This window comes from Streptomyces sp. RLA131, assembly GCF_056270125.1.
In genome coordinates this window covers 1,566,239-1,592,523 of the sequence record NZ_JBWDOQ010000002.1, presented here as the reverse complement: position 1 = coordinate 1,592,523, position 26,285 = coordinate 1,566,239, and the positions used below count along the sequence as shown (strand labels likewise).

The window sequence follows — 26,285 nt, the reverse complement described above, 5'->3', positions numbered from 1 at the left end:
GATCTGCTGTCTGTCCTTCGGCGGACCGCGGACTTTCCCGCCCGGGGGAAGGGCCGTACTGACCATGATGGCCGGACTCCTGGACTCGGCCGTCCAGCGCGTCCAACTGAGCACCAAGCGCCAAGCGATCGCCGAGGCGACACAGAAACTGGTCATCGGGGACGTGGAGGGCCACCCGATCGAAAGCGCCGCCGTGATGGGGAAGTTGCGCAAGGTTGCGCTGCGCGGTGGCCGCATACGCCACCGAGGGCCATGGGCCGGCGGCGCTCCTGGAACGGACCGGCGCATCGCGGTCGGGACGGCGACAGCGCCGCGGCGCGACTGGACACCGTCGGCTCGCAAGTGGGGACCGACCTGAGGGGAGTCAGGAGATCCCGCGACTTCGTGCGCGGCCATCTCTACCGCTGCGGCCCGGCGGACATGTCGGAGGAGGAACTGACCGAGGGGGCATGCGTGCGGTTCGCATGCCCCCTCGCCGGTGCCGGCAGCTCAGTCGTCGCTGTGCGGGATGGTAAGGCGATGACGGCCGCGCCGATGGCGAGCCCCGTACGACCGGCCGATGTTCGTCTCGTCGACGGGCAGCAGGATCCACGACAGAGCCGCTGCCAGAGCCACGGCAGGGAGCGCTGTCGCAGTGCGGACGATCACGTCGTCCAACGTCATCGTGGCACGGTCGGCCCGAGAGCCGTTCAGGAGGCCTGGACCCCTGGTCTACTGGTACGGATTGGTCAGGTGATCGACCGTGGGGCGGGCGGCATCCGAGGCGCCGACCGGCTGCCGCACGCTGGTGCCGGCCTGACCGACCGTGCGGTCGAATCCCCAGCGAGAGAAGATCGGGTTACTGGTCTTCACGTGGTTCCTCCCCGTGCGCCGCATGTGACGCACGAGTACGGCGGCCTGAGAAGTGGTCGACATCGACGACCGCCTGGGCAAAGGCGGCGGGAGCCTCTTGCGGCAGGTTGTGGCCGATGCCGGTCAGCGTTCGGTGGTCGTACTTCCCCGTGAACCGATCACGGTACGAGGCGCCGTTGCCGGGCGCGGTGAAGGGATCGAGCTCGGGGTCGAGGGTGATGGTGGGCACCCCGATGACGGGCCGGGTGGCGAGCTGCTTCTCGTACCGGTCGTAGCGGCGTTCGCCGTCGGCGAGGCCGAGCCGCCAGCGGTAGTTGTGGATCACGATGGCCGCGTAGTCGGGGTTCTGGAACGCGGCGGCTGTGCGCTCGAAGGTGGCGTCGTCGAAGTGCCAGGTCGGGGAGACGGTGTCCCAGACAAGGCGGCACAGGTCGTGCCGGTCCGTCTTGTCCTCCATGGCGAGACGGCCCCGCTCGGTGGCGAAGTAGTACTGGTACCACCACGCATGTTCGGCCTTGGGGGGCAACGGCTTCTTCTGCGCCTCGACATTGGTGATGACGTATCCGCTCACTGATACCAACGCCTTGACGCGTTCGGGCCAGAGGGCCGCGATGATGTCGGCGGTGCGTGAGCCCCAGTCGAAGCCGGCGAGAACGGCCTTTTCGATCTTCAGGGCGTCCATCAGGGCGATGATGTCGAGGGCGACCGCGGACTGCTGGGCGTTGCGGAACGTCCGGGAGGAGAGGAACTGTGTCGTGCCGTGGCCGCGGAGGTAGGGGACGATGACCCGGTAGCCTTCCGCCGCCAGCAGGGGAGCGACATCGACATAGCTGTGGATGTCGTAGGGCCAGCCGTGCAGGCAGATGACGACCGGGCCATGAGCGGGGCCGGCCTCGGCGTAGCCGACGTCCAGCACACCCGCCTTGACCTGCTTCAGTGTGGCGAACGAGGTGTGTGTGCCGGGGGTCACCGTGGGCACCGTCGGCGCCGGAGTGCCACCACCCCGGTGGGCTGCGGCTGAGGCCTTCGCGCTTCCTTGGAAGCCGGCCAGCGAGACCGCGGCTGCGCCGGCACCCAGGCCGACAGCCTTGCTGAAGTTACGCCTGCCGATCATTTGAAATCCTCCGTTGTCCGGTTCCCAAGGGGCGATGTGTTGGTCGCAGGGCATGCCACCAGATCGTCTCCGGGGCATCGCGGTGGGCTGCGCGATGACTGTTCCACAGGATTCGTCACCGGTCAAACAGGTGATTTATTGTCGCCCGACGACAGATGTGTATGTGTCACGGACGGACACGGCGTGGGCGTACAGGCGGGCCACGCTCTCGGATTGAGGCCGTGCCGTGGGAAATACGCACGGTGAGGTGCTGGTGCGCTCACCGTGGTCCGGGGTGAGTCGCGGCACCGAAAGGCTGGTGTTCCGCGGCGGAGCGCCGCAGAGCCGGCGCGGCGCCATGCGTGCCCCCTTCCGGGAGGGCGACTTCCCGGGGCCGGTGAAGTACGGCTACCTCAGCCTCGGGGTGGTCGGGGAGGGCCCCGGCGAGCTGGCCGGCCGCAGGGTCTTCTGCCTGTACCCGCACCAGACCCGCTACGTCGTCCCGGCGAGCGCCGTCACTCCGGTGCCGCCGGACGTGCCGGCCGGGCGCGCGGTGCTCGCTGGCACGGTCGAGACCGCGGTGAATGCCCTGTGGGGCGCCGCGCCGTGTCCGGCGGCCGCCCGCCCTTGACGGCCTATGGCTGGGCTCACGTGAACCTTCGTCCGCGACGCGTACGTGAATGGAGTGAGGACCAGACACCGGTCGAAGCGGTCCGGACGTCGCCTGCTGCGTGGAGGAACGTTGCGCAGAGGAGCTTCTGCTTCATGGGCAGCGGCGCGTTGGTCACGGCCCATGAGGCTCTGAAAGTTCCGGACGAAGCTGCTACACGATGAATGACGGCAGCACCATGTGGTTCCCGAAGCACCGGGCGCCGTCCCTCCGACTGCCGGACCGGCAACCCCGGTGTCCCCTCGGCGGCAGGCGCACCGCTACGCGCAAGGCGGGGAGTTGGACTACGCAGCCCTGCCGTCCTGACGACGACCGGGCCCTGGAACGGCGAGCAAGCTGACCGAAAGACGCGACGACGGCCGTGCGTGATGGCCACCTGAGCACAGTTGGGCCGGACGCGGGCCTGCCACGGGTGCTCGAACGCTTCGAGCTCGACGGCTGTCACGACCCCGCGGCGGCCTGGGAGGCCTTCACCAGCACGTGGAACTGGGCCGCGTCGCTCATCACCGCCCTTCCCGTCGCCGACGCCGGTGTCCGCCCTGCCGCCCGGCCGGTTCCGGGTGGCTTCGCGCTCTGCGGACTGTGGCGTCTGCCATCGGACGGCAGACGCCCATGGCCGGCGGTGGCGTTCGCCGCCAACCGGCGGCCGGGCGAGGGGCGCGCGGCGGAGAGCGGCCGGGACCTGCTGCGCTTCTTCTCGTCCGAGGTTCGCATCCTCGGCGTGTATCCCGCCCAAGTGCGTCGACTGGGCGAACGCACTGGCCGAACAGCCCGTCGCTCAGTCGACGCGGGCTTCGCCGGGGATGCCGGCCATGTCGAATGGAGACGTCAGAACCGCAGGATGAGGCGGCCGCGGCCTGCGGCCGCCACCAACGTCCGAGCGCCGCGGCCGCCGTCGAACCGGCAGTCGCCGCACGCGAGGCGCTCGACCGGGAACTCCCGGCCGAGCGCATCGCCCGGCGCGTGGTCGGACCCTTCGGGTCCCACCCGATTCCGGCTACTTTGTCAGGTACGCGTCGATGATGGTCTCGTCGACGGAGTTGCCCTGCTTGTCGACGGCCTTCGCCTTGAACGAGACGCTGCCGCCGGCCTTGGGGTTGGTTACCCGGACCTTGCCGTCGCACACGGACAGCTTGCTCCAGTGGACTCCCTTGTCGTAGGAGACCTGCACGGTCAGGGACTTGAGGTTCCTCCCGGCGGCGGAACCCTTGACGGTGACGGGCACCCGCACCACGGCCCTCGCCTTGCCGGTGCTCTCCAGGGACAGCGCGGGGTTGAACCGCACGACCGAGGTCGGCAGCTTGGTGATTCCCGGAGCGAGCTCGGACGAGAACGTCCAGCTCGCGTCGACCCTCTTGGAGACGTCAGCCACCCCGCCGCGGGTCTCCGTGACGTCCAGTCGGTAGTCCGCCCGCTCCTCCGGCGCGATGTAGAAGAAGTCGAACGGGTAGATGCTCCTGCTGACCAGGGTTCCGTCGCGGTACACGGACGTCAGGGCGCTCTCGTACGGAGCGTTGTTGTTGTCGCTCGAGTTGCCGCTGCCGTCCGAGAACAACGGCACCGAGCCCTTCAGAACCTCGTCGGCCCTGATGAGGCCGGCGCCCTCCGGAAGATCGGGGCCGAAGACACCCACGTTGAACGTCTTCTTGTAGGAGTGGCCCTTCTTGTACGCCACGGGAGCCGAGATGTACTCGCTTTCGAAGGTCTCGTCGTCGACCGTCTGATAGAATACCAACCCCCACGGGCCGCTCTCCGCGAGCAGATGGAGGGTCCCGGTGTAGGGAAGGGGATGCGCTGCGGCGAGGCCGCCGCCCGCCTCCGTCCACGCCGAGACGAATCCGACCTTGTTCTTCGCCGGTGCTCCCACCGTCACCTTGATCTTGGCGAACTCGCGGGGCGTGGTGTGCCGGGTGAAGCCGGTCACGAACTTGTCGCCGGTCGGCGTGTACACCAACTGGTACTCGTCGTGTCCCTCGGCGCCGGAGTGGAAGGAGACGTCGATCTTCTGGCCCAGACGCTCCCCGGGCTCCGTCTCCTTCGGGCCGACGTGCGCGGTTCTGAGGTTCTTGAAGGAGGAAACGAACACCCCGTACAGGACGATGAATCCGTCGGACCTTTCACTGCTCGCACTGACGAAGCCGAAGGCCTGATGGGCCGAACGGTCCGGGACCGTGATGTCGACCGGCTTGGCGGTGCGTGCGTCCAGCGTCACGGTGACGTCCTTGCTGACGTCGAGTGAGGGCTGGTTGAGCCAGTCGAAGCCCTGGCTGGTCGACCCCGCCGGGTCCACCCGGACCGTGGCGTCGAGGAAGTACCTGCCCTTGGGGACGCGCACCTGGTAGGCGCTCCCGCCCAGGGGGGTGAACCTTCCCCTGAGCGGCCCGTCCAGGCCCTGCAGCTGAGCGTCCCATGACGGTCCGGGCGCGGGCTTGCCCTCGCGGTCCAGAACCTTCAGCGTGACGTTGTACATCTCCGATTCGAGTTCCACCGCCATCGCGGTGCCGACGGTCTGCCCGTCCCCGACGGCCGTGATCCGCCCGGTGTAGGCACCCGTCGCGGAACCGGCGATCCGAGGGTCGACGGTGACGTTCACGGTCTTCTCGCCGTACGCCGGAACCGTGACCTGGCTGTCAGCGGTGAACATGCCGCTGGGCGCGGGGCTTCCGTCCGGCCCGGTGGCGTTCGCGGTCACCGTCAACGTGACCGGGGAGCCACCGGTGTTGCGGTAGGTGAGGGCCTTGCTGATCGGCTGGTCGTCGGTGTGGGGCCACTGCACCAGACCGAACGACAGCGATGCCTCTCGGGGAAGCACCGTCTGCTTGATCGCCGTCCGCAGGTCGACCCGGCCCGAGCCCTGCTGGAACGCCGTGTACTCGCCCGGCGTCGTCGACGCGATCAGCGCCTGCTTGAGGTCGTCGCCGGTCCAGTCGGGGTGCTGCTGGGCAAGGATGGCCGCGGCGCCCGCGACGTGCGGGGACGCCATCGACGTGCCGCTCAGCGCCACATAGCCGTCCGCGACGGGCTTGCCCTCTTCGGCCATCTTGCTGTCATGGGCGGCAGCCGCCCCGATGTCCACTCCCGGCGCCGTCAGGTCGGGCTTGATCCCTCCGTCACCGACACGCGGGCCGATGCTGGAGAACGAGGCCAGCTGGTCCTGCTTGTCCACCGCTCCGACGGTCAGGGCCGCGTCGGCGCTTCCCGGCGTGTTGACCGTTCCGTCCCCCTCCAGACCGTTGTTGCCGGACGCGACGACGAAGAGTGTTCCGCTCTCGGCCGACAGTCTGTTGACGGCCTCCTCCATCGGATCGATCTCCGAGGAGTCGTAGCTGCCGAGGCTGAGGTTGGCGACGTCCGCCTTCTGGGCCGCCGCCCACTCCATACCCGCGATGATCTGGGAGAAGTCGCCGCTGCCGTTGTCGTCGAGCACCTTGACGTTCAGGAGGCTGGCACCCGGCGCCACACCCTTGTACTTGCCGCCGGACTTGGCTCCGGTACCGGCCGCGATGGACGCGACGTGCGTACCGTGACCGTATGCGTCCCCGGTGTTCGGCGACTTGGAGAAGTTGTGTTCTGCGACGACCTGACCTGCCAGGTCGGGGTGGGTGGTGTCGATACCCGTGTCAAGTACGGCGATCTTCGTACCGGTACCGTCGTAACCGGCCGCCCACGCTTCAGGGCCCCCGATCTGCGGTACGCTCTTGTCCAGGCTGGCGTGGACGGCACCGTCGAGCCACACCGAGGCGATACCCGGCGCGACGGTGCGCTTCGCCGTGTCCGCCGACCCGTTGGTGAGGGCGGACCACAGTTCCGTGGCGCCAGTGGCCGGAGCGCTGATGGCGTCGGCGTTGACGCTCGGCAGCGTGCGCTGCACTTCGGCCCCGGCAGTTGACCGCAGGGCCGTCCTGGCCGCCTGGCGGCCCTGGTCGTACATGACGATGAGACGCAGATCGTCGCGTTTCGTGTAGTCGGGCGTGCTCAACGTGGTGATGTCGAACAGGCTCCGGTCCAACCGGCCGCTCTGCACCAGGCTCCGCGCGTCATCGGGCATGGCAAAGACATGCCCGCCCGCGCTCTCCACCCGGATCGGTATGTCCTCGCGCCCCTTCGCGGGCATCGCGGAGACGACCGTGCCCTTCGCGTCGACCGCGATCCGGTCGCCGGTGATCAGCGGGATCCACCGCTGCGCCGTGCCGGTCGAGGTCTTCCCGATCTCGGCGCCGGGGCCGCCGGTCGACGGCATCGCCGGCGCGGTGGACGAGCCCACCGCCGTGGGGGCTCCAAGGGCGAGGGACACCGAGGGAGTCCCGGCGACCAACAGCAGGCTGATTCCCAAGACCGCTCCAAGCGCGGGTCTCTTGGTCTTTACTCTTTTCACGTTCACCTTTCGCCTCACGCCTCTGCCAAAACACCCGTTCGAGTGCTCGAATTCGGCATAAGCGGAAGAAGATCATTCGTTCGAGAATCAGTCAACTGTTTGTCGTTTCATACGAGTTAGCAAATTGGGGCAAACAACCGCCCATCGCGCGCATGTCGCTCCCGAAGGGCTGTCCCGTAATCCCCGGCGGGCGCACGGACGACTGGGGGCACCTCCCAGCCGCCGGGCCGGGGGACTACGGCACCTCGCCGCGTTGTCGGATCGCCCGAACACACCCGGTATCAGGACGACCTCCCCCAGCTACCGCCGGGGGTGCCCCCACCGCCTTGCGATGCACCGCATCCGACGCCGCGCGCCGATCCACCGGGGATCACGGGACAGCCCTTCGCCGCCGCTTTCGGACCACTCCTGCGTCGCGAGGCCGACCTCACCCGCTGCCCCGGCCGGTCCCGCGTGTCTGCCGTACCTGACACGGGGTGCCCAGGCCGGGGGCCGAGATCACACCCGCCGAGCCCGAACCATTTCGGACTGGCGGAGGTCGTCGGGACTTTTGCGCCACGAGGTTGATCACGAAGCGGGAACGTGAAGTTGGTTCAGGTCCGCCTCGGGCACTCGAAGCCGTCGATCAGGCCCGACAAGTACGTCGGCTTCTGGCCGATCGCGGAGGATACGACCGCGGCGGCTATCGAATCGGTTCCGGGAGAGCCGGAGCGGGTTCTTCAGCCGAGTGCGGGCGTTGTGCGCTCCGCCACTGGTACAGGGCTCCGATCCCTACCGTGACCAGCACGAACAAAATGGTGAACCACTGGAAGTACCAGTGCCCGCCCGCCGGGTCGTAGACGGCGGCGCGCGGCCAGGCGAGGTTGACCGTCATGGCCAGGCCGTAGGCCAGGGCGAGGGCGTTGACCGGGATGCCCCAGCGGCCCAGCGAGAACAGCGGGCGTCCTGACTCGTCGGTGCCGCCGGCCGGGAGGCCGCCGCGCAGCCGGCGCAGCAGCAGGGGGCCGGTGACCATGGCGTAGGCGAGGTACAGCATGGCGATGCAGGTGGTCCCGATGGCCAGGAAGGCGTCGGGGGACGCGAGGTTGAGCAGACAGAGGGCGGCCGCGCCGGTGCCGACGACCAGGGCCGTGGTGGAGGGCATGCCGGTGCGCGGCGAGACTTTGGAGAGTCCGGCGGAGAAGGGCAGGACGCCGTCGCGGGCCATGGAGAAGAGCATCCGGGAGCCGGCGGTCTGGATGGCGAGGGTGGCGACCGCGATGGCCACGGTCACGTCGAGGAGCAGGGCCTTGCCGACGCCGTCGCCGAGGCTGCTGGTCAGGACGTAGCTCAGGCCCTCGCCGGCCAGCCGGCCGTCGGTGAGGCTGGGCGCGGCCAGCAGCCCGGCGAGCAGCAGCAGCCCGCCGAGTACGCCGGCCGCGGCGAGGGCGGTGAGGATGGTGCGGGGGGCGGTACGGCGCGGGGCGTGGGTCTCCTCGCTCATCTCGCCGGCGCTGTCGAAGCCGATGAGGACGTACGCGGCGGTGAAGGAGCCGACCAGCAGCGCGCCGATCGCGCCGCCCTGGCCGCCGGTGTGCAGGGTGACGCCGGGGCCGTGCTCCACATGGGTCAGGAGCAGCACGACGATGAGGACGGCGCCGATGATCTCCGCGGTGACCCCGACGCGGTTGATCGTGGACATGACGCGGTTGTCGAGGGTGTTCACGACGGTGGTCAGGATCAGCAGGATCACGCCCAGCAGCGCGGCGTTGGCGGCTCCACTGGAGGTGACCGGCGAGGGGTCGCCGCCGACGAGCTGGAAGCCGGACCAGATCGCGGGGAGTACGACCTGAAGGGCCAGCGCCGCCGCGGCGACCACGACGACCTGGCCGACGACCATGATCCAGCCGGCGAACCAGCCGAAGGCGGGGGTGCTCAGCCGGGTCGACCACTGGTAGATCGCGCCGGAGATCGGGTAGCGGGCGGCGAGTTCGGCGAAGCAGGCGGCCACCAGCAGCTGGCCGATGAGCACGGCGGGCCAGGTCCAGAAGAAGGCGGCGCCGCCGAAGGAGTAGCCGAAGGCGAAGAACTGGAACACCGTGGTCAGTACGGAGATGAAGGAGAAGCCCGCGGCGAAGGAGGCGTAACGCCCCATGCTGCGGTGCAGTTCCTGCCGGTAGCCGAACCCGGCGAGTTCCCGGGAGTCCGGGTCGGTGGTGGTGGCTGTCGGGGCTTTGGGGGCTTTGGGGGGCGGTGCGGTGGCGGTCATGGGGAGGCCCCTGTCGCTGGATGCCTGCGATTCCTGTCGGTTGACAGAAATTAGGGGTGGAGCGTTTCGCCCGGATGACGCCGCCGTATCGCCCGCGCTCCGAAGTCCTCACCGTCAAATACGCGATGTATCGCGGTTGTCAAAGCCTATGACTCGCGATATGTTCGGCTACGGATATACGGAAGCGAGGTGCGGTGATCGTGGTGATACGGCGCAAGCTCAGCAATCCCCTGGCGCTGGCGGTGATGACGACGCTCGCGGAACGGCCCATGCATCCGTACGAGATCGCGTCCGTGCTCCGTCACCGGGGCAAGGAACAGAGCATCAAGATCAACTACGGGTCGCTCTACACCGTCGTGCAGAACCTGGAGAAACACGGCTTCGTCGAGGTCACCGGTGTCCAGCGGCAGGGCAACCGCCCCGAGCGGACGCTGTACGGACTCACCGCCGCCGGCGCCGTGGAGATGCACGACTGGCTCGCCGACCTCATCTCCGTACCGCAGCACGAGTATCCGGCCTTCGAGGCGGCGCTCTCGCTGCTGCTGGTCCTGCCGCTCGACGAGGTCGTGGGGCTGCTGGAGCAGCGGGCCGGCCGGATCGAACTGCGGGCGGCCGGGGTGCGCGGGATGCTGGGCAAGCTGGGGGACGAGCTGCCACGGGTCTTCACCATCGAGACCGAGTACCAGGCGCACATGCTCGACGCCGAGGCGCGGTGGGTGCGCGGCCTGGTCGAGGAGATCAGGAACGGCACGCTGTCCGGCGTCGCCGAGTGGCAGCAGTGGCACGAGACCCGCGAGATCCCGGACAAGTGGGCCGAGATCGAGGAACGGACCTCGCACACGCCGGCCGTCGAACGCCCCAAGGAGGAGATGGCGAAGAGCGAACCGCCCACCTGACAGGGCGATCCCGGTGCCCGCTGCGGGAACAGCGGACGCCGGGATCGTGAACCCCGGACCGGACCTGCGGGAACAGGCCAGGCGATCGAGGGTGCGGCACACCCAGGATAGCCCGGCTCCCCTCCCGTGGATCGGTCCGCCCGGACGACCGGCCCACCACACGGAGGAATCCGCCATGACCACGCACGCGCCCGCCATCACGGCGCGCGACCTGACCAAGACCTATCCCGGTGACGTCACCGCCCTCGCCGGCATGGACATCACCGTCGATACCGGCACCGTCTTCGGCCTGCTCGGCCCCAACGGCGCCGGCAAGTCGACCACCGTCAAGATCCTCACCACCCTGGCCCGCCCGGACTCCGGCAGTGCCGTCGTCGCCGGGCACGACGCGCTGCGCCACCCCGGCCGGGTACGCCGTGCCATCGGGGTCGTCGCCCAGCGCTCCGGCGCCGACCCGGTCGCCACCGGGCGCGAGAACCTGCTGCTCCAGGGCAGGCTCTACGGGGTCCGGGGCGCCGCCCTCACCCGCCGGGTGGACGAACTCCTCGACCGCTTCGACCTGGCCGGCGCGGCCCGGCGGATGGTCAAGACGTACTCCGGCGGCATGCAGCGCCGCCTCGATGTCGCGCTGGGCCTGGTCCACCGGCCCGAAGTGCTCTTCCTCGACGAGCCGACCACCGGGCTCGACCCCGAGGCCCGCGCCGCCATGTGGGAGGAGATCTCCCGGCTGGCCGGCGAGGAGGGGCTGACAATCCTGCTCACCACCCACTATCTGGAGGAGGCCGACCGGCTCGCCGAGCGGATCGCCATCGTCGACCGCGGCCGCGTCGTCGCCGAGGGCACCCCCGAAGGGCTCAAGGGCGAACTGCGCGGCGACGCCGTCCAGGTGGAGCTGCGCGAGCCGCCGGGCCCGGTCGAGGCCCAGCTCCTGCGGACCGCGCTGGCGGAGTTCGCCGGGGTGCGCGAGGCGGTGCTCGACGGCCGCCGGCTCAGTGCGCGCGCCGACGACGGGGCGGCGGCGGTGCCGCACGTGCTCGCCGTACTCGAACGGGAGGGCGCCGCCGTGGCGTCCGTCACCGTGGCCCGTCCCTCGCTCGACGACGTGTACCTGCGCCACGCCGGCCGCCGCTTCGGCGACGCGGACGCCCCCCTGATCGCCGCCGGAGGCGCCCGATGAGCACGAACACCCTCACCGACACCTGGTACATGACGCAGCGTCAGTTGATGGCGATCCTGCGGCAGCCGGTCTACCTGGTGATCACCCTGGTCCAGCCGGTCATCTGGCTGTTCCTCTTCGGTGCCCTCTTCCGCCGGGTCGTCGAGCTGCCCGGCTTCGGCACCACGCCCTACCTGGACTATCTCGTCCCCGGCATCGTGGTGATGAGCGCCCTGGGCTCCAGCATGTGGGCCGGCATGGGCACCCTGGAGGAGATCGAGCGCGGCACGCTCAACCGCTTCCTCACCACTCCGGTCAGCCGCAGCGCCATCATCAACGCCAACGTCGTGCAGCTCGGGCTGTCCACCGCCTTCCAGTCGGTGTGCATCATCCTGCTCGGCAAGGCCGGCGGCGCCGACTACCCCGGCGGCATCGGCGGCATCCTCGTGCTGATCGTCGCCTCGATCCTGCTCGGCACGGTCTTCGGCGCCCTGTCCAACGCCATCGGCATGCTGGTGCGCGAACGGGAGAGCATCATCGGCGTCAACACCTTCCTGCTGCTGCCGCTGACCTTCCTGTCCTCCGCCTTCATGGCCCCCGCGCTGATGCCGGGCTGGATGCGCCGGACAGCGGACTTCAACCCCGTCAACTGGGCGATGGTCGCCGGCCGTTCGGCGATGTCCGGCAGCCCCGACCCGAGTGTGGTGCTCAGCCGCGGCGGTGCGCTGCTCGCGTTGGCGGTGGCGGCGGTCTGGCTGTCGACCCGCACCTTCCGCACCTACCAGAAGTCGGTCTGACCGCGGGAAACGGTAAGGGGCAGAGCCCGTTGGCCCTGCCCCTTGCAGCTCTCCCGTGTCAGGCGCCGGTTGCGGCCTCCTGCTCGGCCTCCACCTGCTCGTTCCACACCCGCTTGCCCGACTGCCAGCCGTCCTCGTCGTGCCCGAGCCGCCAGTAGCCGGAGATCGACAGCTGCTCGCGCGCGACACCCCGCTCGACCCGCAGCACCCGCCGCAGCTCCTTCACGAAACCGGCCTCGCCATGGACGAAGGCGTGCACCGTGCCCTCGGGGAACGCCAGTTCCGACACGGCCCGCACCAGCTTCTCGCCGACCGGCGCCCCGTCACGGTGCAGCCAGACGATCTCGGCGTCGGCGGCCGTCTCGGTCTTCTGCTCGTCCGCCTCGCTGTCCACCTCGACAAAGGCGTGGGCCCGCGCGCCCGCGGGCAGCCGCTCCAGGGCCGCCGCGATGGCGGGCAGCGCGCTCTCGTCCCCCGCCAGCAGATGCCAGTCCGCGTCCTCGTCCGGGGCGTACCCGCCACCGGGGCCGGCGAAGAACAGTTCGTCGCCGGGCTGGGCGCCGGCCGCCCACGGGCCGGCCACGCCCTCGTCGCCGTGGTGCACGAAGTCCACCCACAGCTCGCGCGCGTCGGCGTCCCAGCGCCGCACGGTGTACGTACGCTGCCAGGGCCACTGGTCGCGCGGCAGCTCGGCGCGGATCCGCTGGAGGTCGTAGGGCTCGCCGTAGTCGACGCCATCCTGCGGGAACGACAGCTTGATGTAGTGATCGGTGAACGTGCCCGCGGAGAAGTTCGCGAGCCCGTCGCCGCCGAGGACGACCCGGATCATGTGCGGGGTCAGCCGCTCGACGCGCTCGACGCGCCCCCGGTGCAGCTGTGGCGGCTTGCGCGCCGGACGGTCTGCCATGCCGACCTCCTGAAAGGGTTTGAGTTAGGTAAGCCTAACCCAGGACCTCCAGCAGTCGTTGCAAAGATCCTCCCAAGCCCCACCGCCCGGCCAGCGCCTCCAGCGCGGCGGGATCCTTGGGCGCTCCCGGCAGTGCGGGGTCGAACTCCGGCAGCGGTACGTCCCCGGCGACCCGCACCACCTTCGGCGCCACGGCGACGTACTCCCGCGCCTCGAATAGCCGTCTGCGCTGCGCCGGGGTGAGCTTCGACAGCGGGTCGTCCGCGGCGGCCATGATCCCCGCCAGGTCGCCGTAGGCGTCCAGCAGCTTCGCGGCCGTCTTCTCGCCCACCCCCGGCACCCCCGGCAGACCGTCACTCGGGTCGCCGCGCAGCAGGGCGAGGTCGGCGTAACCGGAGCCGTCGACCCCGTACTTGGCGCGCAGCCAGGCGGTGTCCACCAGATCCAGGCTGCCGACGCCCTTGAGCGGATAGAGGACCCGCACCCCCCGCGCGTCGTCCACCAGCTGGAAGAGGTCACGGTCGCCGGTGACGATGTCCACCGGGCCGGCCGCCAGCCCGGTCAGGGTGCCGATCACGTCGTCCGCCTCGTACCCCGGCACGCCGACCCGGGCGATCCCCAGCGCGTCCAGCACGGCTTCGATCACCGGGACCTGCGGGGACAGGGTGTCCGGCACCACTTCGATGTCGGCGGCGCCCGACCCCTGGGGCGCCTCCTCGGCCACCCGGTGGGCCTTGTACGAGGGGATGAGCTCCACCCGCCACTGAGGGCGCCAGTCGGCGTCCATGCAGGCCACGAGGTCGTCGGGGGAGTGGTCGGCGACCAGCCGCGCGATGAAGTCGAGCAGCCCGCGCACGGCGTTCACCGGAGTGCCGTCGGGCGCCCGCACCGAGTCGGGCACGCCGAAGTACGCACGGAAGTAGAGGCTGGCCGTGTCCAGGAGCATCAGGCGTCGCGTCGTCACGCACCCGATGATGCCGTACGCCACCGACAACGTGACCTCGCTCACGGAATGGTTTGCTCCGTTTGCTGCCGGGCAGCCGCCGTTCTCGGAGCATCCGGACGTCGACGCCCAACCGCACCACAGGCGCGCGACCGGCCGCACGGGCCCGTCCCGGCACGCTCCCACGACCTGCCCGCGGGGGAAGCGGGTCGTGTTCCGTACGACCCGAGAGGTGTTTGTGTCCAGGCTGCGAGTGGAGCATCTGTACAAGGTGTTCGGCCCACGTCCGCAGGAGGCGGTACGCCGTCTCCAGGACGGGGCCGACCGTGACGAGCTGCGGGAGAGCGGCACGACCGCGGCGGTGATCGACGCGGGCTTCGATGTCCGCGAGGGCGAGATCTTCGTCGTCATGGGACTGTCCGGCTCGGGCAAGTCCACGCTTCTGCGTACCCTCAACGGGCTGCTCGAACCCACCTCGGGACGCGTCCTCTTCGACGGCCAGGACCTCACCGCCCTCGATCCGCGCGAACTGCGCAGGGTGCGCTCGCACGGCATCAGCATGGTCTTCCAGCACTTCGCCCTCTTTCCGCACCGCACGGTGCTGGACAACGCCGCCTACGGCCTCGAAGTGCAGGGCGTCCCGCGCGAGGAGCGCGACCGGCGCGCCGCCGAGGCCCTGGAGCTCACCGGGCTGGCCGGCTGGGAGAAGTCCTGGCCGGACGAGCTGTCCGGCGGAATGCAGCAGCGCGTCGGCCTGGCCCGCGCGCTGGCCACCGACGCCGACCTGCTGCTGATGGACGAGTCCTTCAGCGCCCTCGACCCGCTGATCCGCCGCGACATGCAGGACCAGCTCCTGGAACTGCAGAAACGGCTCAAGAAGACCATCGTCTTCATCACCCACGACCTCAACGAGGCCATGCGCATCGGCGACCGCATCGCCGTCATGCGCGACGGGCGCATCGCGCAGATCGGCACCGCCGAGGAGATCCTGCTGCACCCCGCCAACGACTACGTCGCGTCCTTCGTCCAGGACGTCGACCGCAGCCGGGTGCTCACCGCCGCCGCCGTCATGGAGTCCTGCCCGGCCGGCACAGCGGCCTACCCGGCCGGCGAGTCCGTCACCGCGGACACCCCGATCGCCGAACTGTGCGCGATCGGCGCGCGCAGCGACGAGCCCATCGCCGTACGCGGCGAACAGGGCCGTCTCGCGGGCCTGATCCCCCAGCAGGCCCTGCTCGCCGCGCTGGCGGGGGATCCCCCCGAGGCACCATCCCCGGCGGTGACCGCCGGCGAGCCCGCCGCGGTGCCCGCGGTGACCGCCGCGTCGCCCGCGGTGACCGCCGACCGGACGGCCGAGAAGACCACCGAGGAGGAGGCCGCCCATGCCTAGGCTCCCTCTCGGCGACTGGATCGACAGCGCCGTCACCTATCTGCGCGACCACGCCGCCTGGCTCTTCGACTTCATCACCGCCGTCGTCTCCGGCATGTACGACGGACTCGACGCGGTCCTGCGCGCCCCCGAACCGCTGCTGCTGGCCGGGATCCTGGCCGTCGTCGCGCTGTGGCTGCGCGGTCTGACCGCCGGGGTGCTCACCTTCGTGGGCTTCGCGCTCATCGACTCCGTACAGCAGTGGGACCAGGCCATGGACACCCTGTCCCTGGTGCTGGTCGCGACCGTCATCACCGTGGTGCTCGCCGTGCCGCTGGGCATCTGGTCCGCCCGCAACCGCACGGTCGGCGCGGTGCTGCGCCCGGTACTGGACTTCATGCAGACGATGCCGGCCTTCGTCTACCTCATCCCCGGCATCTTCTTCTTCGGTGTCGGCCAGGTCCCCGGCATCATCGCCACCATCGTCTTCGCCATGCCGCCCGGCGTGCGCATGACGGAACTCGGCATCCGCCAGGTCGACGGCGAACTCGTCGAGGCCGCGCAGGCGTTCGGCACCAGCCCGCGCAACACCCTGCTGCGCGTGCAGCTTCCGCTGGCGCTGCCCACCCTGATGGCCGGCATCAACCAGGTCATCATGCTGGCGCTGTCCATGGTCGTCATCTCCGGCATGGTCGGCGGCGGCGGCCTCGGCTCCTCGGTCTTCACCGCGATCAGCCAGGTCAACATCGGCCTCGGCTTCGAGGGCGGTATCTCCGTGGTGATCCTGGCCATGTACCTCGACCGGATCACCGGCGCGCTGGGCAGCCGGGTGTCGCCGCTCGGCCGCCGGGCGCTGCCCGCCCCGACGTTCTGGAGCTACCGGCCGCAGACCGCCGTCGCCGTGGTCGGCGTCGTGGTCCTGGCCCTGGTCGCGGGCGGTATGAACGTCTTCACCGGCTCCGGCGGCGGTGACAACGTCGCGGCCGGCAAGAACGTCGGCCACGGCCGTACCGTCGACCTCGGCTACATCCCCTGGGACGAGGGCATCGCCTCCACCTACCTGTGGAAGGAGATCCTGGAGGAGCGCGGCTACAGCCCCAAGGCCACCCAGTACGACGTCGGCGCGCTCTACACCGGCATGTCCACCGGCAAGGTCGACTTCGAGACCGACTCCTGGCTGCCCACCACCCACAAGTCCTACTGGGAGAGGTACCGCGACCAACTGGACGACTACGGCTCCTGGTACGGCCCCACCTCGCTGGAACTCACCGTCCCCTCCTACGTCAAGGGCGTCGACTCGCTCGCCGACCTCAAGGGCAGGAGCAAGGAGTTCGGCGGCCGGATCATCGGCATCGAGCCCGGCGCAGGCATGATGAAGATGCTCAACGACACCGTGCTCAAGAAGTACGGACTGGACGGGGAGTACCAGGTCACCACCGGCTCCACCGCGAGCATGCTGGCCCAGCTCGACCGTTCCGTCGCCGCCAAGGAGCCCGTGGTGGTCACCCTCTGGTCACCGCACTGGGCGTACAGCAAGCACTCCCTGAAGAAGCTCAAGGACCCGCTCGGCGCCTGGGGCAAGGGCGACGGCGTGCACACCCTCGCGCGCAAGGGCTTCGCCTCCGACGAACCGCGGGTCGCGAAGTGGCTGAAGGACTTCCACCTCGGCGAGAAGCAGCTCACCGGCCTGGAGGCGGCCATCCAGGACGCCGGCCAGGGCCACGAGCAGGACGGCGTACGGAGCTGGCTCGAGAAGCAGCCCGGTCTGGCCGACAGGCTCGCGCCGGTCTCCTCCTGACGGAGGGGCCTGACGCGGACGGGCCTGGATACGGTGGGGCGATGAACGGTCGCCCCACCGTACGCCGCGTGGTCTCCCTGGTCCCCTCGCTCACCGAGGCCGTGGCGGCCACCGCCCCCGGCCTGCTGGCCGGCGCCACCAACTGGTGCAGCCACCCCGCCGGGCTCGGCGTCCGGCGGATCGGCGGCACCAAGAATCCCGACGTCCCCGCGATCATCGACCTCGCCCCCGACCTCGTCATCGCCAACGAGGAGGAGAACCGTGAGCCCGACCTCGCCGCGCTGCGCGAGGCCGGGCTCGACGTGCTGGTCACCGAGGTGCGCGACCTCGGCCAGGCCTTCGCCGAACTGCACCGCGTCCTGGCCGACGGCTGCGGCCTGTCCCGGCCCGGCTGGCTCGACGACGCCGAGGCCGCCTGGCGCGCCCTGCCCGCCCCGGTGACCCGGCGCCGCGCCGTCGTCCCCGTCTGGCGCCGCCCCTGGATGGTGCTGGGCCGGGACACCTTCGCCGGTGACCTCCTCGCCCGCCTCGGCGTGGACAACGCCTGCGCGGGCCACGCCGACCGCTACCCCCGGATCCCGGCCGCCGAGCTGAACGCCATGGGCGCCGGCCTCGTGGTCCTTCCCGACGAGCCCTACGCCTTCACGGCCGACGACGGCCCCGAGGCGTTCCCCGGCATCAGGTCCGCGCTGGTCAGCGGCAGGCACCTCACCTGGTACGGGCCGTCACTGGCCGAGGCCCCGGCGGTCCTGCGGCGGGCTCTGGGCTGACCTGCTCAGACGCCGGTACCGCTGGACGACCCGGTCTCCTTGATGCCCTTGGTGATGGTGTCCATCACCGAGGCCTTGGGTGCCTTGGCGTTGATGTCGAAGCCGAAGCGGACCACGACCAGCTTCTTGCTGTCGCCGGGCGAGGGGAAGACCAGCGACTGGACGTAGCCGTCGTCACCCTTCTTCGTGACGACCTTCCAGCGGACCAGGTACCCCTTCTCACCGGCGACCGTGACGGCCTGCGACTTGAGCTGCTGGTGGGAGGTGATCCCGCCGTAGGCCTTCGCGCCGTAGGACTCCTCGACGTTCTTGGAGATGTCCTCCTTGGCCGCCGCCTCGGCCGTGGTGGCCTTGAGCTTCGCGGCCGTGGCGGAGCGGGAGCTGACACCGCCGCGGGAGCAGCTGAGCGAGGTGTCGGCGGGGCAGGCGTACTGCCCGACCACCATCAGCGCGGTGCCCGTACTGTCGTAGCCGGCCGTCCAGTTGTCCGGCAGCGGCAGGCTGACGCCGTTGTTGACGTCGGGCAGGAAGCCCTCCTCGGCGCTCGGCTGCGCGGACGGCCGGGTGGACGGCGCGCCGCTGGGCGCGCCGCTCGGGCCGCCGTCGGCGCCGCCGCCCGGGCCGCCCTGGCCGAAGGGGGCGCTGGCCGAGGGGGTGGGCCGGCCGTCGGCCGCGGTTCCGTCGCCGTTGTCGGAGGTCAGCGCGACGACGCCGCCGACGACCGCCGCGACCACCACCACGGCGGCCACGACGGCGATGGCGATCCGGCCGCCCCGCCGCCCGGACGGGGCGCCGCCGGCGACGACGTCACCCGGGTAGGGCTGGTAGCCGGGGGCGGCCGGGAAAGCGGCGGCGTGGCCCTGCGCGGCGCGGGTGTACTCGGTCCACTCGGTCCCGTCCCACCAGCGTTCCAGTGCCGGGCCGTCGTTGCCTGTGTGCCCTGGCTCTGGGTACCAGCCGGGCGGGGTCGTCATCGTCACGGCGTCACTTTAGGTCTATCAGCTTAAGATTCCCGTGAGAGAGGGCCCCTTGCCGGGTTACAGAGGGGTCACGTATGCCCCGGCGATGCCGCCGTCCACCAGGAACTGCGACCCGGTGACGAACGACGAGTCGTCGCTCGCCAGGAAGGCGACCGCCGCGGCGATCTCCCGGGGCTCCGCGAACCGGCCCAGCGGGATGTGCACCAGCCGCCGCGCGGCCCGTTCGGGGTCCTTGGCGAACAGCTCCCGCAGCAGCGGGGTGTTCACCGGCCCCGGGCACAGCGCGTTGACCCGGATGCCCTCGCGGGCGAACTGCACGCCCAGCTCACGGGACATGGCCAGCACGCCGCCCTTGGAGGCGGTGTAGGAGATCTGCGAGGTCGCGGCGCCCATCACCGCCACGAAACTCGCCGTGTTGATGATGGACCCCCGGCCCTGGCGCCGCATGTAGGGCAGCACCGCCTTGCAGCACAGGTAGACCGAGGTCAGATTGACGTCCTGGACGCGCTTCCAGGCCTCGATGCCGGTGGTGAGGATCGAGTCGTCGTCGGGCGGTGAGATCCCCGCGTTGTTGAAGGCGATGTCGACGCTGCCGTAGGTGTCGTACGCCGCCTGGAACAGCGCGTCCACCTGCTCGGCGTCGGTGACGTCGACCTGGACGAACAGCCCGCCGACCTCCTCGGCCGCGGCCTTGCCGGCGGTCGCGTCGATGTCGCCGCACACCACCCGGGCGCCCTCCGAGGCCAGCCGGCGGGCGGTGGCCAGGCCGATGCCGCTGCCGGCGCCGGTGATCACCGCCGTACGGTCCACCAGGCGACGGCACACTGCTTCTTCGGTCACGGTCAGTCCTCCGTACTGATGAATACGTTCTTGGTCTCGGTGAACGCGGCCAGCGCGTCCGGCCCCAGCTCCCGGCCCAGCCCGGACTGCTTGAAGCCGCCGAAGGGGGTCCAGTAGCGCACCGAGCTGTGGGAGTTGACCGACAGGTTGCCGGCCCGGGTGCCCCGGGCCAGCCGCAGGGCGCGGCCGACGTCCCGGGTCCAGACGGAGCCGGACAGGCCGTACGCGGTGGCGTTGGCCAGCCGCAGCGCGTCCGCCTCGTCCTCGAACGGGATCACCACCGCGACCGGCCCGAAGACCTCCTCGACCGCGACCGGCGCACCCGGGTCGTGCGGGGTCAGCACGGTCGGCGGATACCAGAAGCCCTTGCCCCCGGGGGCGCTGCCCCGGAAGGCGACCGGCGCGCCGGGTGCCACGTACGCCGCGACCCGGTCGCGCTGCGCGGCGGAGATCAGCGGGCCCATGTCGGTGGCCGGATCGGCCGGGTCGCCGACCGTGACGGCCCGTACGGCGGGCTCCAGCAGCTCCAGGAAGCGGTCGTACACCTGCCGTTGCACCAGGACGCGGGTGCGGGCGCAGCAGTCCTGTCCGGCGTTGTCGAGGAAGGCGGCGGGCGCGGTCCGCGCGGCCTTCTCCAGATCCGCGTCGGCGAAGACGATGTTGGGCGACTTGCCGCCGAGCTCCAGGGTGACGCGTTTGAGGCTGTTCGCGCAGGTCGCCATGATCCGCTTGCCCACGGCGGTCGACCCGGTGAAGACGATCTTCGCCACCCCGGGGTGCTCGACCAGGGCCGCGCCCGCGACCGGGCCGGTGCCCGGCAGCACCTGGAACAGGTGCTCCGGCAGCCCCGCCTCCAGGGCCAGTTCCGCCAGCCGCAGCGCGGTCAGCGGGGTGGTCTCGGCGGGCTTGAGGATCACCGCGTTCCCGGCCGCGAGCGCGGGGGCGGTGCCCCAGGCCGCGATGGGCATCGGGAAGTTCCAGGGCGCGATCACCCCGACCACCCCGAGCGGTTCGAGGAACGTGATGTCCACGCCGCCCGGCACCGGGATCTGCCGGCCGCTGAGGCGTTCCACGCCCCCGGCCGCGTACTCCAGCAGGTCGCGGACATTGCCCGCCTCCCAGTGGGCGTTCGCGGTGGTGTGGCCGGCCTCCCTGACCTCCAGGGCGGCCAGTTCGCCGGTGCGGGCGTCGACGGCGTCCGCGAAGCGGCGCAGCAGCCGTGCCCGGTCGCCCGGGGCCAGGGCGGCCCAGGCCGTCTGGGCGCGGGCGGCCCGGACGACGGCCGCGTCCACCTCCCGCGCCGAGGCGGCGGGGACGGTGGCGATCACCTCTTCGGTGGCCGGGTTGAGGACTTCGAGCACCTGCGCCTCACATGCGTTCGAAGGAGCGGTGGCGCTCCCAGTCGGTGACCGCGCTGTCGTACGCGTCCTGTTCGACACGGGCCATGTTCAGGTAGTGGCTCACGACCTCCTCGCCGAAGGCCGCCACCGCGATCGGGCTCGCCTCCCACAGCCCGGCCGCCTCGCGCAGCGTCGCCGGGACGTGCCGGGTGCCTCCGGCGGTGTACGCGTTGCCGGTGACCGGCTCGGGGAGGGTCAGTTTGTGCTCCACGCCGTACAGCCCGGCCGCGATCATCCCGGCGACGGCGAGGTAGGGGTTCACGTCCCCGCCGGGCACCCGGTTCTCCAGGCGCAGCGCGGCCGGGCCGTGCCCGACCACGCGCAGCGCGCAGGTGCGGTTGTCCGGGCCCCAGGCGACCGCGGTGGGCGCGAAGGAGCCGGGGCGGAAGCGCTTGTAGGAGTTGATGTTGGGCGCGTAGAGCAGGGAGAAGTCGCGCAGCGCGGCCAGCTGCCCGGCCAGGAAGTGCCGCATGGTCTCCGACATGCCGTGGTCGCGGGAGTCCGCGTCGTGGAAGACCGGGTTGCCCTCACCGTCGCGCAGCGAGAGGTGGATGTGGCACGAGTTGCCCTCCCTGGCGTCGTACTTCGCCATGAAGGTCAGCGCGCGGCCCTCCTGCGCGGCGATCGACTTGGCGCCGGTCTTGTAGACGCTGTGCTGGTCGCAGGTGGTCAGCGCCTCGTCGTACCGGAACGCGATCTCGTGCTGCCCGAGGTTGCACTCGCCCTTCGCCGACTCCACGCGCATGCCGGCCGTGCCCATCTCGTTGCGGATCCTGCGCAGCAGCGGCTCGACCCGGCCGGTGCCCAGCAGGGAGTAGTCCACGTTGTACTGGTTGGCCGGGGTCAGATCGCGGTAGCCGCCGTTCCAGGCCTGCTCGTAGGTGTCGTTGAAGACGATGAACTCCAGCTCGGTGCCGACGTAGGCCGACCAGCCGCGTTCGGCCAGCCGGTCGAGCTGGCGGCGCAGGATCTGGCGCGGCGAGGCGGCCACCGGCGGGGCCGCGTCGCCCAGCCAGGCGAGGTCGGCGACGACCAGGGCGGTGCCCGCGTCCCAGGGGGTCAGCCGCAGCGTCGTCAGGTCGGGCAGCATCGCGAAGTCGCCGTAGCCCTGCTCCCAGGAGGACATCGCGTAGCCGTCGACGGTGTTCATCTCGGCGTCCACGGCCAGCAGGTAGTTGCAGCCCTCGGTGCCGTGCTCCAGGACGTCGTCGAGGAAGTGGCGCGCGGCGAAGCGCTTGCCCTGCAGGCGGCCCTGCATGTCGGTGAAGGCGACCACCACCGTGTCGATCTTCCCGGCCTCGGCCAGCCGCCGTAGTTCTTCCGTACTGAGCGGGGCTCTGCGGTGCACCACAGGGGATCACCTCTCCTAGCGGCCGTCAGGTGATCCAAAAGTACGGGCTGAGCACCGACTTGGGTACGGTGCGACCAGAAATCCGCGTTGCGCGCGTCGTCAGGAGCCCGTCCATGTCCCGTTGTCCGCTGATCGGCGTCACCACCTATCTGGAGGCGTCCGCCCGGTGGGGCGACTGGGACCTGCCCGCCGCCCTCCTGCCGGCCGGATACCACCGCCTGGTGCAGCGCGCCGGCGGCCTGGCCGCCCTGCTCCCCCCGGACGGCCCCGAGCGGGCCGGCGCCGCCGTGGCCCGGCTCGACGCGCTGGTCGTGGCCGGCGGCCCCGACGCCGACCCGGCCCGCTACGGTGCCTCCCGCGACCCCCGCACCGGCCCGCCGGCCCCCGAACGCGACGCCTGGGAGCTGGCCCTCATCGACGCCGCCCTGGCCGCCGGCCTGCCCCTGCTCGGCATCTGCCGCGGCATGCAACTGCTCAACATCGCCCTCGGCGGCACCCTCGTACAGCACCTGGACGGCCACCGCGGCCGGGCCGGTGTCTTCGGCTCGCACGAGGTCCGGCCGGTGCCGGGCACCCGTTACGCGGCGCTGGTGCCGGAGGCCGCGTCGGTGCCCACCTTCCACCACCAGGCCCTCGACCGGCTCGGCGACGGCCTGACCGTCGCCGCGCACGCCGGGGACGGCACCGTGGAGGCCGTCGAACTGCCCGGCGACCCCTTCGTCCTCGGTGTCCAGTGGCACCCCGAGATGGGCGACGACGAACGGGTGATGCGGGGGCTGGTCACAGCTGCCGTTTGAAGCCCACGTGCGAGCCGGTGAAGCCCAGCCGCTCGTAGAACCGGTGCGCCTCGGTGCGCGCGTTGTCCGAGGTGAGCTGCACCAGGGTGCAGCCCAGCCGGCGGGACTCCTCGATCGCCCACTCCATCAGGGCCGTGCCGAGCCCCGTGCCGCGCGCGTCGCCGTGCACCCGGACCGCCTCGATGACCGAACGGGTCGTACCGCGCCGCGACAGCCCCGGGATCACCGACAGCTGCAGCACCCCGACCGGCCGGCCGTCGCGCTCGGCGACCGTCAGGTGCTGGTTGGGGTCGGCCGCCACCCGCTCGAAGGCGGCGTAGTACGGCTGCAGGTCGTCCGGGGTCTCCCGGCCCCGTCCCAGACCGTCGTCCGCGAACATCGCGACGATCACGGGTATGTCGGCGACCGCGGCCCGCCGGAACACAAGATCACTCATGCTCCCAGCCTATGCCGCAGCCACTCCAGCGCCGCCGTTCCCTGGGCCCGCTGGAACGGCCGCAGCGTCGGCAGCCCCGGGGGGCGCCGGATGCCGGGCCCGCTCCAGCAACATCCCCGCCAGCGCGGCCAGTACGGTCGTCACCGCGTCCGGATCGGCGTCACGGGCCGTGGGGTGCGTGGTGAACAGCGCCTCCGGCAAGGGGGCTGTTCCTGGGAGGCCCTGCATGGCGACCGAGGGCAGCATCAGCAGCAGGTCGAACCAGGGCGCCGCCAGGCAGGCGTGCGGCCAGTCCACGAAGACCACACGGTCGGCCGTGAGCAGGATGTTGTCCGCCCGCAGGTCGGCGTGGACCAGCGTGCCGCCCTCGGCGGCGGCCGCCCAGCCGGCCTCGCGGTCCGCGAGCGCGGCCAGCCGCTCCCGGGCCCAGGGCGCGAGCCCGTCGAGGCCGTTCTCCCCGCGGGCGTACTCCGCCGCGAGGGTCCGCCAGCCCCGGAACGCCCCGGCCAGCCGCTCCCCGGCCGACGGCACGGCGGCCGGGGAGGGCGTCAGCGCGGCCGACAGCTCCTCGATCCCGCGCAGCACGCGGTCCAGTTCGCCCTGCCGCCACGGGGTCCGGGGATGGCGGCCCTCGACGTCCTCGAAGAGCAGCGCCACCCAGTGCCCGTCGTCGTACGTGGCCAGCAGTCGCGGCGCCGGGACGCGGGGCGGCAGCGCGGCCGCGTTGCGCGCCTCGTCGCGGTACATACCGGGGCTCTCGGGGTTCTGGCCGGCGCTCACCGCCTTCACGAACGCGCGCCGCCCGTCGTCCAGGGTGAGCCGTACGGCCGCGCCGGGCGAGAACCCGCCGACCTGGCCCGCGGCGCCCACGACGATGCCGCCGAGGTCGGCCTCGACGGCCTGCCGGATCCAGGGCGCGACCTCGTGCCACCCGATGCGGACGCCCTCGGCGGCGGGCGGGGCGTCACGGGGGGCGGTGCGCGGCGTGCTGTTGCTCATGCCGGAAGCATGGCGGGTCGGGCGGGGGCGGCTCCACGCCTTTTCCGCCCGCCCGCCCGCTCGCTTTGCCCGCCCGGCCGCCCGGCCGCCGGGCGGCCCGTCCGTCACAGGAAGGTCCGGCCCTCGCCCCGGTAGGTCGGGGCGGTGCCGACCACCCGGTCACCCTCGATGAGCTGGAGGGTGTCGAACCGCTCGCACACCTCGCCCGCCTTGGCGTGCCGGAACCAGACCTTGTCGCCGATCAGCAGGTCGTCCGCGACGGACCCGATCAGCGGCGTCTGGACCTCGCCGGGCCCTTCCTGGGGGTCGTAGCGCAGACCCTCGGGGAGGTACGGCACGGGCAGCCGGTCGGGGCCGGCGGCACCGGAGGCGGGATACCCGCCGCCCAGCACGGTCACCACGCCGACGCCGGGGCGCCGCACCACGGGCTGGGCGAAGAGCGCGGCCGGGCGCCCCCGGAAGGACGTGTAGTTGTCGAAGAGCCGGGGGACGAACAGCCCGGAGCCGGCGGCGATCTCGGTGACCGCGTCCTCGGCGGCGGTGTACTGGACGCTGCCCGTGCCGCCGCCGTTGACGAACTCCAGGTCCGGGGCGACCGCCCGCACCGCCCGCACCACCTCGGCTCGGCGCGCGGCGAGTTCACGGCGGGCGGTGGACTGCATGAGGCGCACCGCCCGGGAGCGGAAGGGGCGGCCGGCCACCGCGTCGCCGACGCCCGCCACATGCCCCTCGTAGGCCATCAGGCCGACCAGCCGGAAACCGGGCCTGCGGGCCACCTCGCGGGCCAGCGCGGCGAGTTGGGCGGGCTCGCGCAGCGGCGAGCGCAGGGCGCCGATCCGTACCCGGCCGCCCAGCATGCGCAGCGACGTGTCCAGCTCCAGGGCGACGCGGACGATCTCCGAGCCGCCGCCGCGCGAGGCGTCGACCAGGTCGAGCTGCGCCACGTCGTCGATCATCACGGTGACCGCGCCGGCCAGCTTGGGGTCGCCGGCCAGCTCCGCGAAGGCCGCCCGGTCCGCCGAGGGATAGGCCAGCAGGACGTCGTCGAAGCCCGCGCGGGCCAGCCACAGCGACTCGGCGAGGGTGAACGACATGATCCCGGCGAAGCCGTCGCGGGCCAGCACCCGTTCCAGCAGGGCGCGGCAGCGCACGGACTTGGACGCCACCCGGATCGGTTTGCCGCCCGCGCGGCGCACGAGGTCCGCCGCGTTGGCGTCGAATGCTTCGAGGTCGACGACGGCCAACGGCGCGTCGAGGTGTGCCGTGGCCCGGTCGTACCGACGCCGGTCGGCTGCGCGATCTGACATGGCCGCAGCTTGCCAGAATGCCCCTACCCGGCGGTAGGGGCAACGGATCCGGCCCAGCTGAGAATTAACGCCCCGCAACCCGTAGAGTGACGCGCACGCTGTGACAAGAGCGTGCGACAACCCACGTGGTCACTCACGTGCCGAGCATCTGACGAGGGGGCGCCGGGTGAGCACCGGAGTCGACCGTGGGGGAGCCGGGCCGCATCCGGCGCCGCCGCACCGGGGCTTTCCGCCACCGCGTACGCGTCCGATACCCCCGCCACCGCCCCTGCCGCCGCAGTATCCGCCGCCGCGCACACCG

General features: G+C 71.4%; 21 protein-coding genes and 1 pseudogene. 8 read left to right on the top strand and 14 right to left on the bottom strand.

The genetic code is table 11. The annotated features are described in order from the left end of the window. Window positions 1-489: 489 nt before the first annotated feature. Genes RWE79_RS08200 through RWE79_RS08190 form a run of 3 tightly spaced genes read right to left on the bottom strand, consistent with a single transcriptional unit; the run spans window position 490 to window position 1,966 of the window. Window positions 490-663 carry a hypothetical protein gene (locus RWE79_RS08200; RefSeq protein ID WP_475939351.1) on the bottom strand — a complete coding sequence of 58 codons (174 nt, stop codon included), beginning with the start codon at window positions 661-663 and terminating at the stop codon, window positions 490-492. A gap of 48 nt (window positions 664-711) precedes the next feature. Next, a complete protein-coding gene (locus tag RWE79_RS08195; protein ID WP_475939350.1) occupies window positions 712-852 on the bottom strand; it encodes a hypothetical protein in 141 nt (46 codons plus the stop codon). Next, window positions 839-1,966, bottom strand: a complete 1,128-nt coding sequence (locus RWE79_RS08190) for an alpha/beta fold hydrolase (RefSeq protein ID WP_475939349.1) — start codon at window positions 1,964-1,966, stop codon at window positions 839-841. The genes RWE79_RS08195 and RWE79_RS08190 overlap by 14 nt, the downstream gene beginning before the upstream one ends. A 241-nt stretch (window positions 1,967-2,207) precedes the next feature. Between RWE79_RS08190 and RWE79_RS08185 the strand changes: the two are divergent. Beyond that, window positions 2,208-2,552: pseudogene (locus RWE79_RS08185) on the top strand (dehydrogenase); the annotation flags it as partial. A gap of 1,060 nt (window positions 2,553-3,612) precedes the next feature. Here RWE79_RS08185 and RWE79_RS08180 read toward each other — a convergent pair. Together RWE79_RS08180 and RWE79_RS08175 are read right to left on the bottom strand one after the other, a co-directional pair. Beyond that, a complete protein-coding gene (locus RWE79_RS08180) occupies window positions 3,613-6,948 on the bottom strand; it encodes a S8 family peptidase (RefSeq protein ID WP_475939348.1) in 3,336 nt (1,111 codons plus the stop codon). 724 nt (window positions 6,949-7,672) lie between these two features. Then, window positions 7,673-9,238: an amino acid permease gene (locus RWE79_RS08175; RefSeq protein WP_475939347.1), complete on the bottom strand. Its 1,566-nt coding sequence runs from the start codon at window positions 9,236-9,238 to the stop codon at window positions 7,673-7,675. Window positions 9,239-9,483: 245 nt separating this feature from the next. On the opposite strand from RWE79_RS08175, the gene RWE79_RS08170 reads away from it, so the two are divergent. From RWE79_RS08170 to RWE79_RS08160, 3 genes are all read left to right on the top strand, one after another. Next, window positions 9,484-10,134, top strand: a complete 651-nt coding sequence (locus tag RWE79_RS08170) for a PadR family transcriptional regulator (RefSeq protein WP_475945675.1) — start codon at window positions 9,484-9,486, stop codon at window positions 10,132-10,134. A gap of 175 nt (window positions 10,135-10,309) precedes the next feature. After that, complete coding sequence (locus RWE79_RS08165) at window positions 10,310-11,311, top strand: ATP-binding cassette domain-containing protein (RefSeq protein ID WP_475939346.1); 1,002 nt, start codon at window positions 10,310-10,312, stop codon at window positions 11,309-11,311. Next, window positions 11,308-12,087, top strand: coding sequence for an ABC transporter permease (locus RWE79_RS08160; RefSeq protein WP_475939345.1), 780 nt, complete (start codon window positions 11,308-11,310; stop codon window positions 12,085-12,087). The genes RWE79_RS08165 and RWE79_RS08160 overlap by 4 nt, the downstream gene beginning before the upstream one ends. 58 nt (window positions 12,088-12,145) lie before the next feature. On the opposite strand, the gene RWE79_RS08155 is transcribed toward RWE79_RS08160, so the two are convergent. Next, a complete protein-coding gene (locus tag RWE79_RS08155; RefSeq protein ID WP_475939344.1) occupies window positions 12,146-12,994 on the bottom strand; it encodes a siderophore-interacting protein in 849 nt (282 codons plus the stop codon). 34 nt (window positions 12,995-13,028) lie between these two features. Beyond that, window positions 13,029-13,940: a 5'-3' exonuclease gene (locus tag RWE79_RS08150; protein WP_475945673.1), complete on the bottom strand. Its 912-nt coding sequence runs from the start codon at window positions 13,938-13,940 to the stop codon at window positions 13,029-13,031. Window positions 13,941-14,175: 235 nt separating this feature from the next. Between RWE79_RS08150 and RWE79_RS08145 the strand changes: the two genes are divergently transcribed. From RWE79_RS08145 to RWE79_RS08135, 3 genes are read left to right on the top strand one after another with little or no spacing between them, the layout of a single operon-like run. After that, window positions 14,176-15,327: a quaternary amine ABC transporter ATP-binding protein gene (locus tag RWE79_RS08145; RefSeq protein ID WP_475939343.1), complete on the top strand. Its 1,152-nt coding sequence runs from the start codon at window positions 14,176-14,178 to the stop codon at window positions 15,325-15,327. After that, on the top strand, window positions 15,320-17,104 hold the full coding sequence (locus RWE79_RS08140) for an ABC transporter permease/substrate binding protein (RefSeq protein ID WP_475939342.1): 1,785 nt from the start codon (window positions 15,320-15,322) through the stop codon (window positions 17,102-17,104). Before RWE79_RS08145 ends, RWE79_RS08140 begins: the two co-directional genes overlap by 8 nt. 41 nt (window positions 17,105-17,145) lie before the next feature. Next, a complete protein-coding gene (locus RWE79_RS08135; RefSeq protein ID WP_475939341.1) occupies window positions 17,146-17,874 on the top strand; it encodes a helical backbone metal receptor in 729 nt (242 codons plus the stop codon). 5 nt (window positions 17,875-17,879) lie between these two features. Here RWE79_RS08135 and RWE79_RS08130 read toward each other — a convergent pair whose 3' ends face one another. The 4 genes from RWE79_RS08130 to RWE79_RS08115 all read right to left on the bottom strand — a co-directional run bounded on the left by RWE79_RS08130 (window position 17,880) and on the right by RWE79_RS08115 (window position 22,445). Further along, window positions 17,880-18,848, bottom strand: a complete 969-nt coding sequence (locus RWE79_RS08130; RefSeq protein ID WP_475945670.1) for a DUF2510 domain-containing protein — start codon at window positions 18,846-18,848, stop codon at window positions 17,880-17,882. Window positions 18,849-18,911: 63 nt separating this feature from the next. Further along, a complete protein-coding gene (locus RWE79_RS08125; protein WP_475939340.1) occupies window positions 18,912-19,694 on the bottom strand; it encodes a 3-oxoacyl-ACP reductase in 783 nt (260 codons plus the stop codon). 2 nt (window positions 19,695-19,696) lie between these two features. Next, window positions 19,697-21,055: an aldehyde dehydrogenase family protein gene (locus RWE79_RS08120; RefSeq protein WP_475939339.1), complete on the bottom strand. Its 1,359-nt coding sequence runs from the start codon at window positions 21,053-21,055 to the stop codon at window positions 19,697-19,699. Window positions 21,056-21,062: 7 nt separating this feature from the next. Continuing rightward, window positions 21,063-22,445: a glutamine synthetase family protein gene (locus tag RWE79_RS08115; protein ID WP_475939338.1), complete on the bottom strand. Its 1,383-nt coding sequence runs from the start codon at window positions 22,443-22,445 to the stop codon at window positions 21,063-21,065. 113 nt (window positions 22,446-22,558) lie between these two features. Here RWE79_RS08115 and RWE79_RS08110 point away from each other — a divergent pair, with 113 nt between their 5' ends. Further along, window positions 22,559-23,242 carry a gamma-glutamyl-gamma-aminobutyrate hydrolase family protein gene (locus RWE79_RS08110; protein ID WP_475939337.1) on the top strand — a complete coding sequence of 228 codons (684 nt, stop codon included), beginning with the start codon at window positions 22,559-22,561 and terminating at the stop codon, window positions 23,240-23,242. Here the strand turns inward: RWE79_RS08110 and RWE79_RS08105 are convergent. From RWE79_RS08105 to RWE79_RS08095, 3 genes are all read right to left on the bottom strand, one after another. Beyond that, window positions 23,226-23,678: an N-acetyltransferase family protein gene (locus RWE79_RS08105; RefSeq protein WP_475939336.1), complete on the bottom strand. Its 453-nt coding sequence runs from the start codon at window positions 23,676-23,678 to the stop codon at window positions 23,226-23,228. The two genes, RWE79_RS08110 and RWE79_RS08105, sit on opposite strands and share 17 nt — an antisense overlap. 9 nt (window positions 23,679-23,687) lie before the next feature. Next, a complete protein-coding gene (locus tag RWE79_RS08100) occupies window positions 23,688-24,677 on the bottom strand; it encodes an aminoglycoside phosphotransferase family protein (RefSeq protein WP_475939335.1) in 990 nt (329 codons plus the stop codon). 104 nt (window positions 24,678-24,781) lie between these two features. Next, window positions 24,782-25,984 carry an amino acid deaminase/aldolase gene (locus RWE79_RS08095; RefSeq protein WP_475939334.1) on the bottom strand — a complete coding sequence of 401 codons (1,203 nt, stop codon included), beginning with the start codon at window positions 25,982-25,984 and terminating at the stop codon, window positions 24,782-24,784. Window positions 25,985-26,285: the final 301 nt, after the last annotated feature.

Excerpts from the sequence above, each read along its gene's own strand:
- RWE79_RS08200 (WP_475939351.1), bottom strand. The coding sequence starts at position 663 with ATGACGTTGGACGACGTGATCGTCCGCACTGCGACAGCGCTCCCTGCC.
- RWE79_RS08190 (WP_475939349.1), bottom strand. The coding sequence starts at position 1,966 with ATGATCGGCAGGCGTAACTTCAGCAAGGCTGTCGGCCTGGGTGCCGGC.
- RWE79_RS08175 (WP_475939347.1), bottom strand. The coding sequence starts at position 9,238 with ATGACCGCCACCGCACCGCCCCCCAAAGCCCCCAAAGCCCCGACAGCC.
- RWE79_RS08170 (WP_475945675.1), top strand. The coding sequence starts at position 9,484 with ATGACGACGCTCGCGGAACGGCCCATGCATCCGTACGAGATCGCGTCC.
- RWE79_RS08165 (WP_475939346.1), top strand. The coding sequence starts at position 10,310 with ATGACCACGCACGCGCCCGCCATCACGGCGCGCGACCTGACCAAGACC.
- RWE79_RS08160 (WP_475939345.1), top strand. The coding sequence starts at position 11,308 with ATGAGCACGAACACCCTCACCGACACCTGGTACATGACGCAGCGTCAG.
- RWE79_RS08155 (WP_475939344.1), bottom strand. The coding sequence starts at position 12,994 with ATGGCAGACCGTCCGGCGCGCAAGCCGCCACAGCTGCACCGGGGGCGC.
- RWE79_RS08150 (WP_475945673.1), bottom strand. The coding sequence starts at position 13,940 with ATGCTCCTGGACACGGCCAGCCTCTACTTCCGTGCGTACTTCGGCGTG.
- RWE79_RS08140 (WP_475939342.1), top strand. The coding sequence starts at position 15,320 with ATGCCTAGGCTCCCTCTCGGCGACTGGATCGACAGCGCCGTCACCTAT.
- RWE79_RS08135 (WP_475939341.1), top strand. The coding sequence starts at position 17,146 with ATGAACGGTCGCCCCACCGTACGCCGCGTGGTCTCCCTGGTCCCCTCG.
- RWE79_RS08130 (WP_475945670.1), bottom strand. The coding sequence starts at position 18,848 with ATGACGACCCCGCCCGGCTGGTACCCAGAGCCAGGGCACACAGGCAAC.
- RWE79_RS08110 (WP_475939337.1), top strand. The coding sequence starts at position 22,559 with ATGTCCCGTTGTCCGCTGATCGGCGTCACCACCTATCTGGAGGCGTCC.
- RWE79_RS08105 (WP_475939336.1), bottom strand. The coding sequence starts at position 23,678 with ATGAGTGATCTTGTGTTCCGGCGGGCCGCGGTCGCCGACATACCCGTG.
- RWE79_RS08100 (WP_475939335.1), bottom strand. The coding sequence starts at position 24,677 with ATGAGCAACAGCACGCCGCGCACCGCCCCCCGTGACGCCCCGCCCGCC.
- RWE79_RS08095 (WP_475939334.1), bottom strand. The coding sequence starts at position 25,984 with ATGTCAGATCGCGCAGCCGACCGGCGTCGGTACGACCGGGCCACGGCA.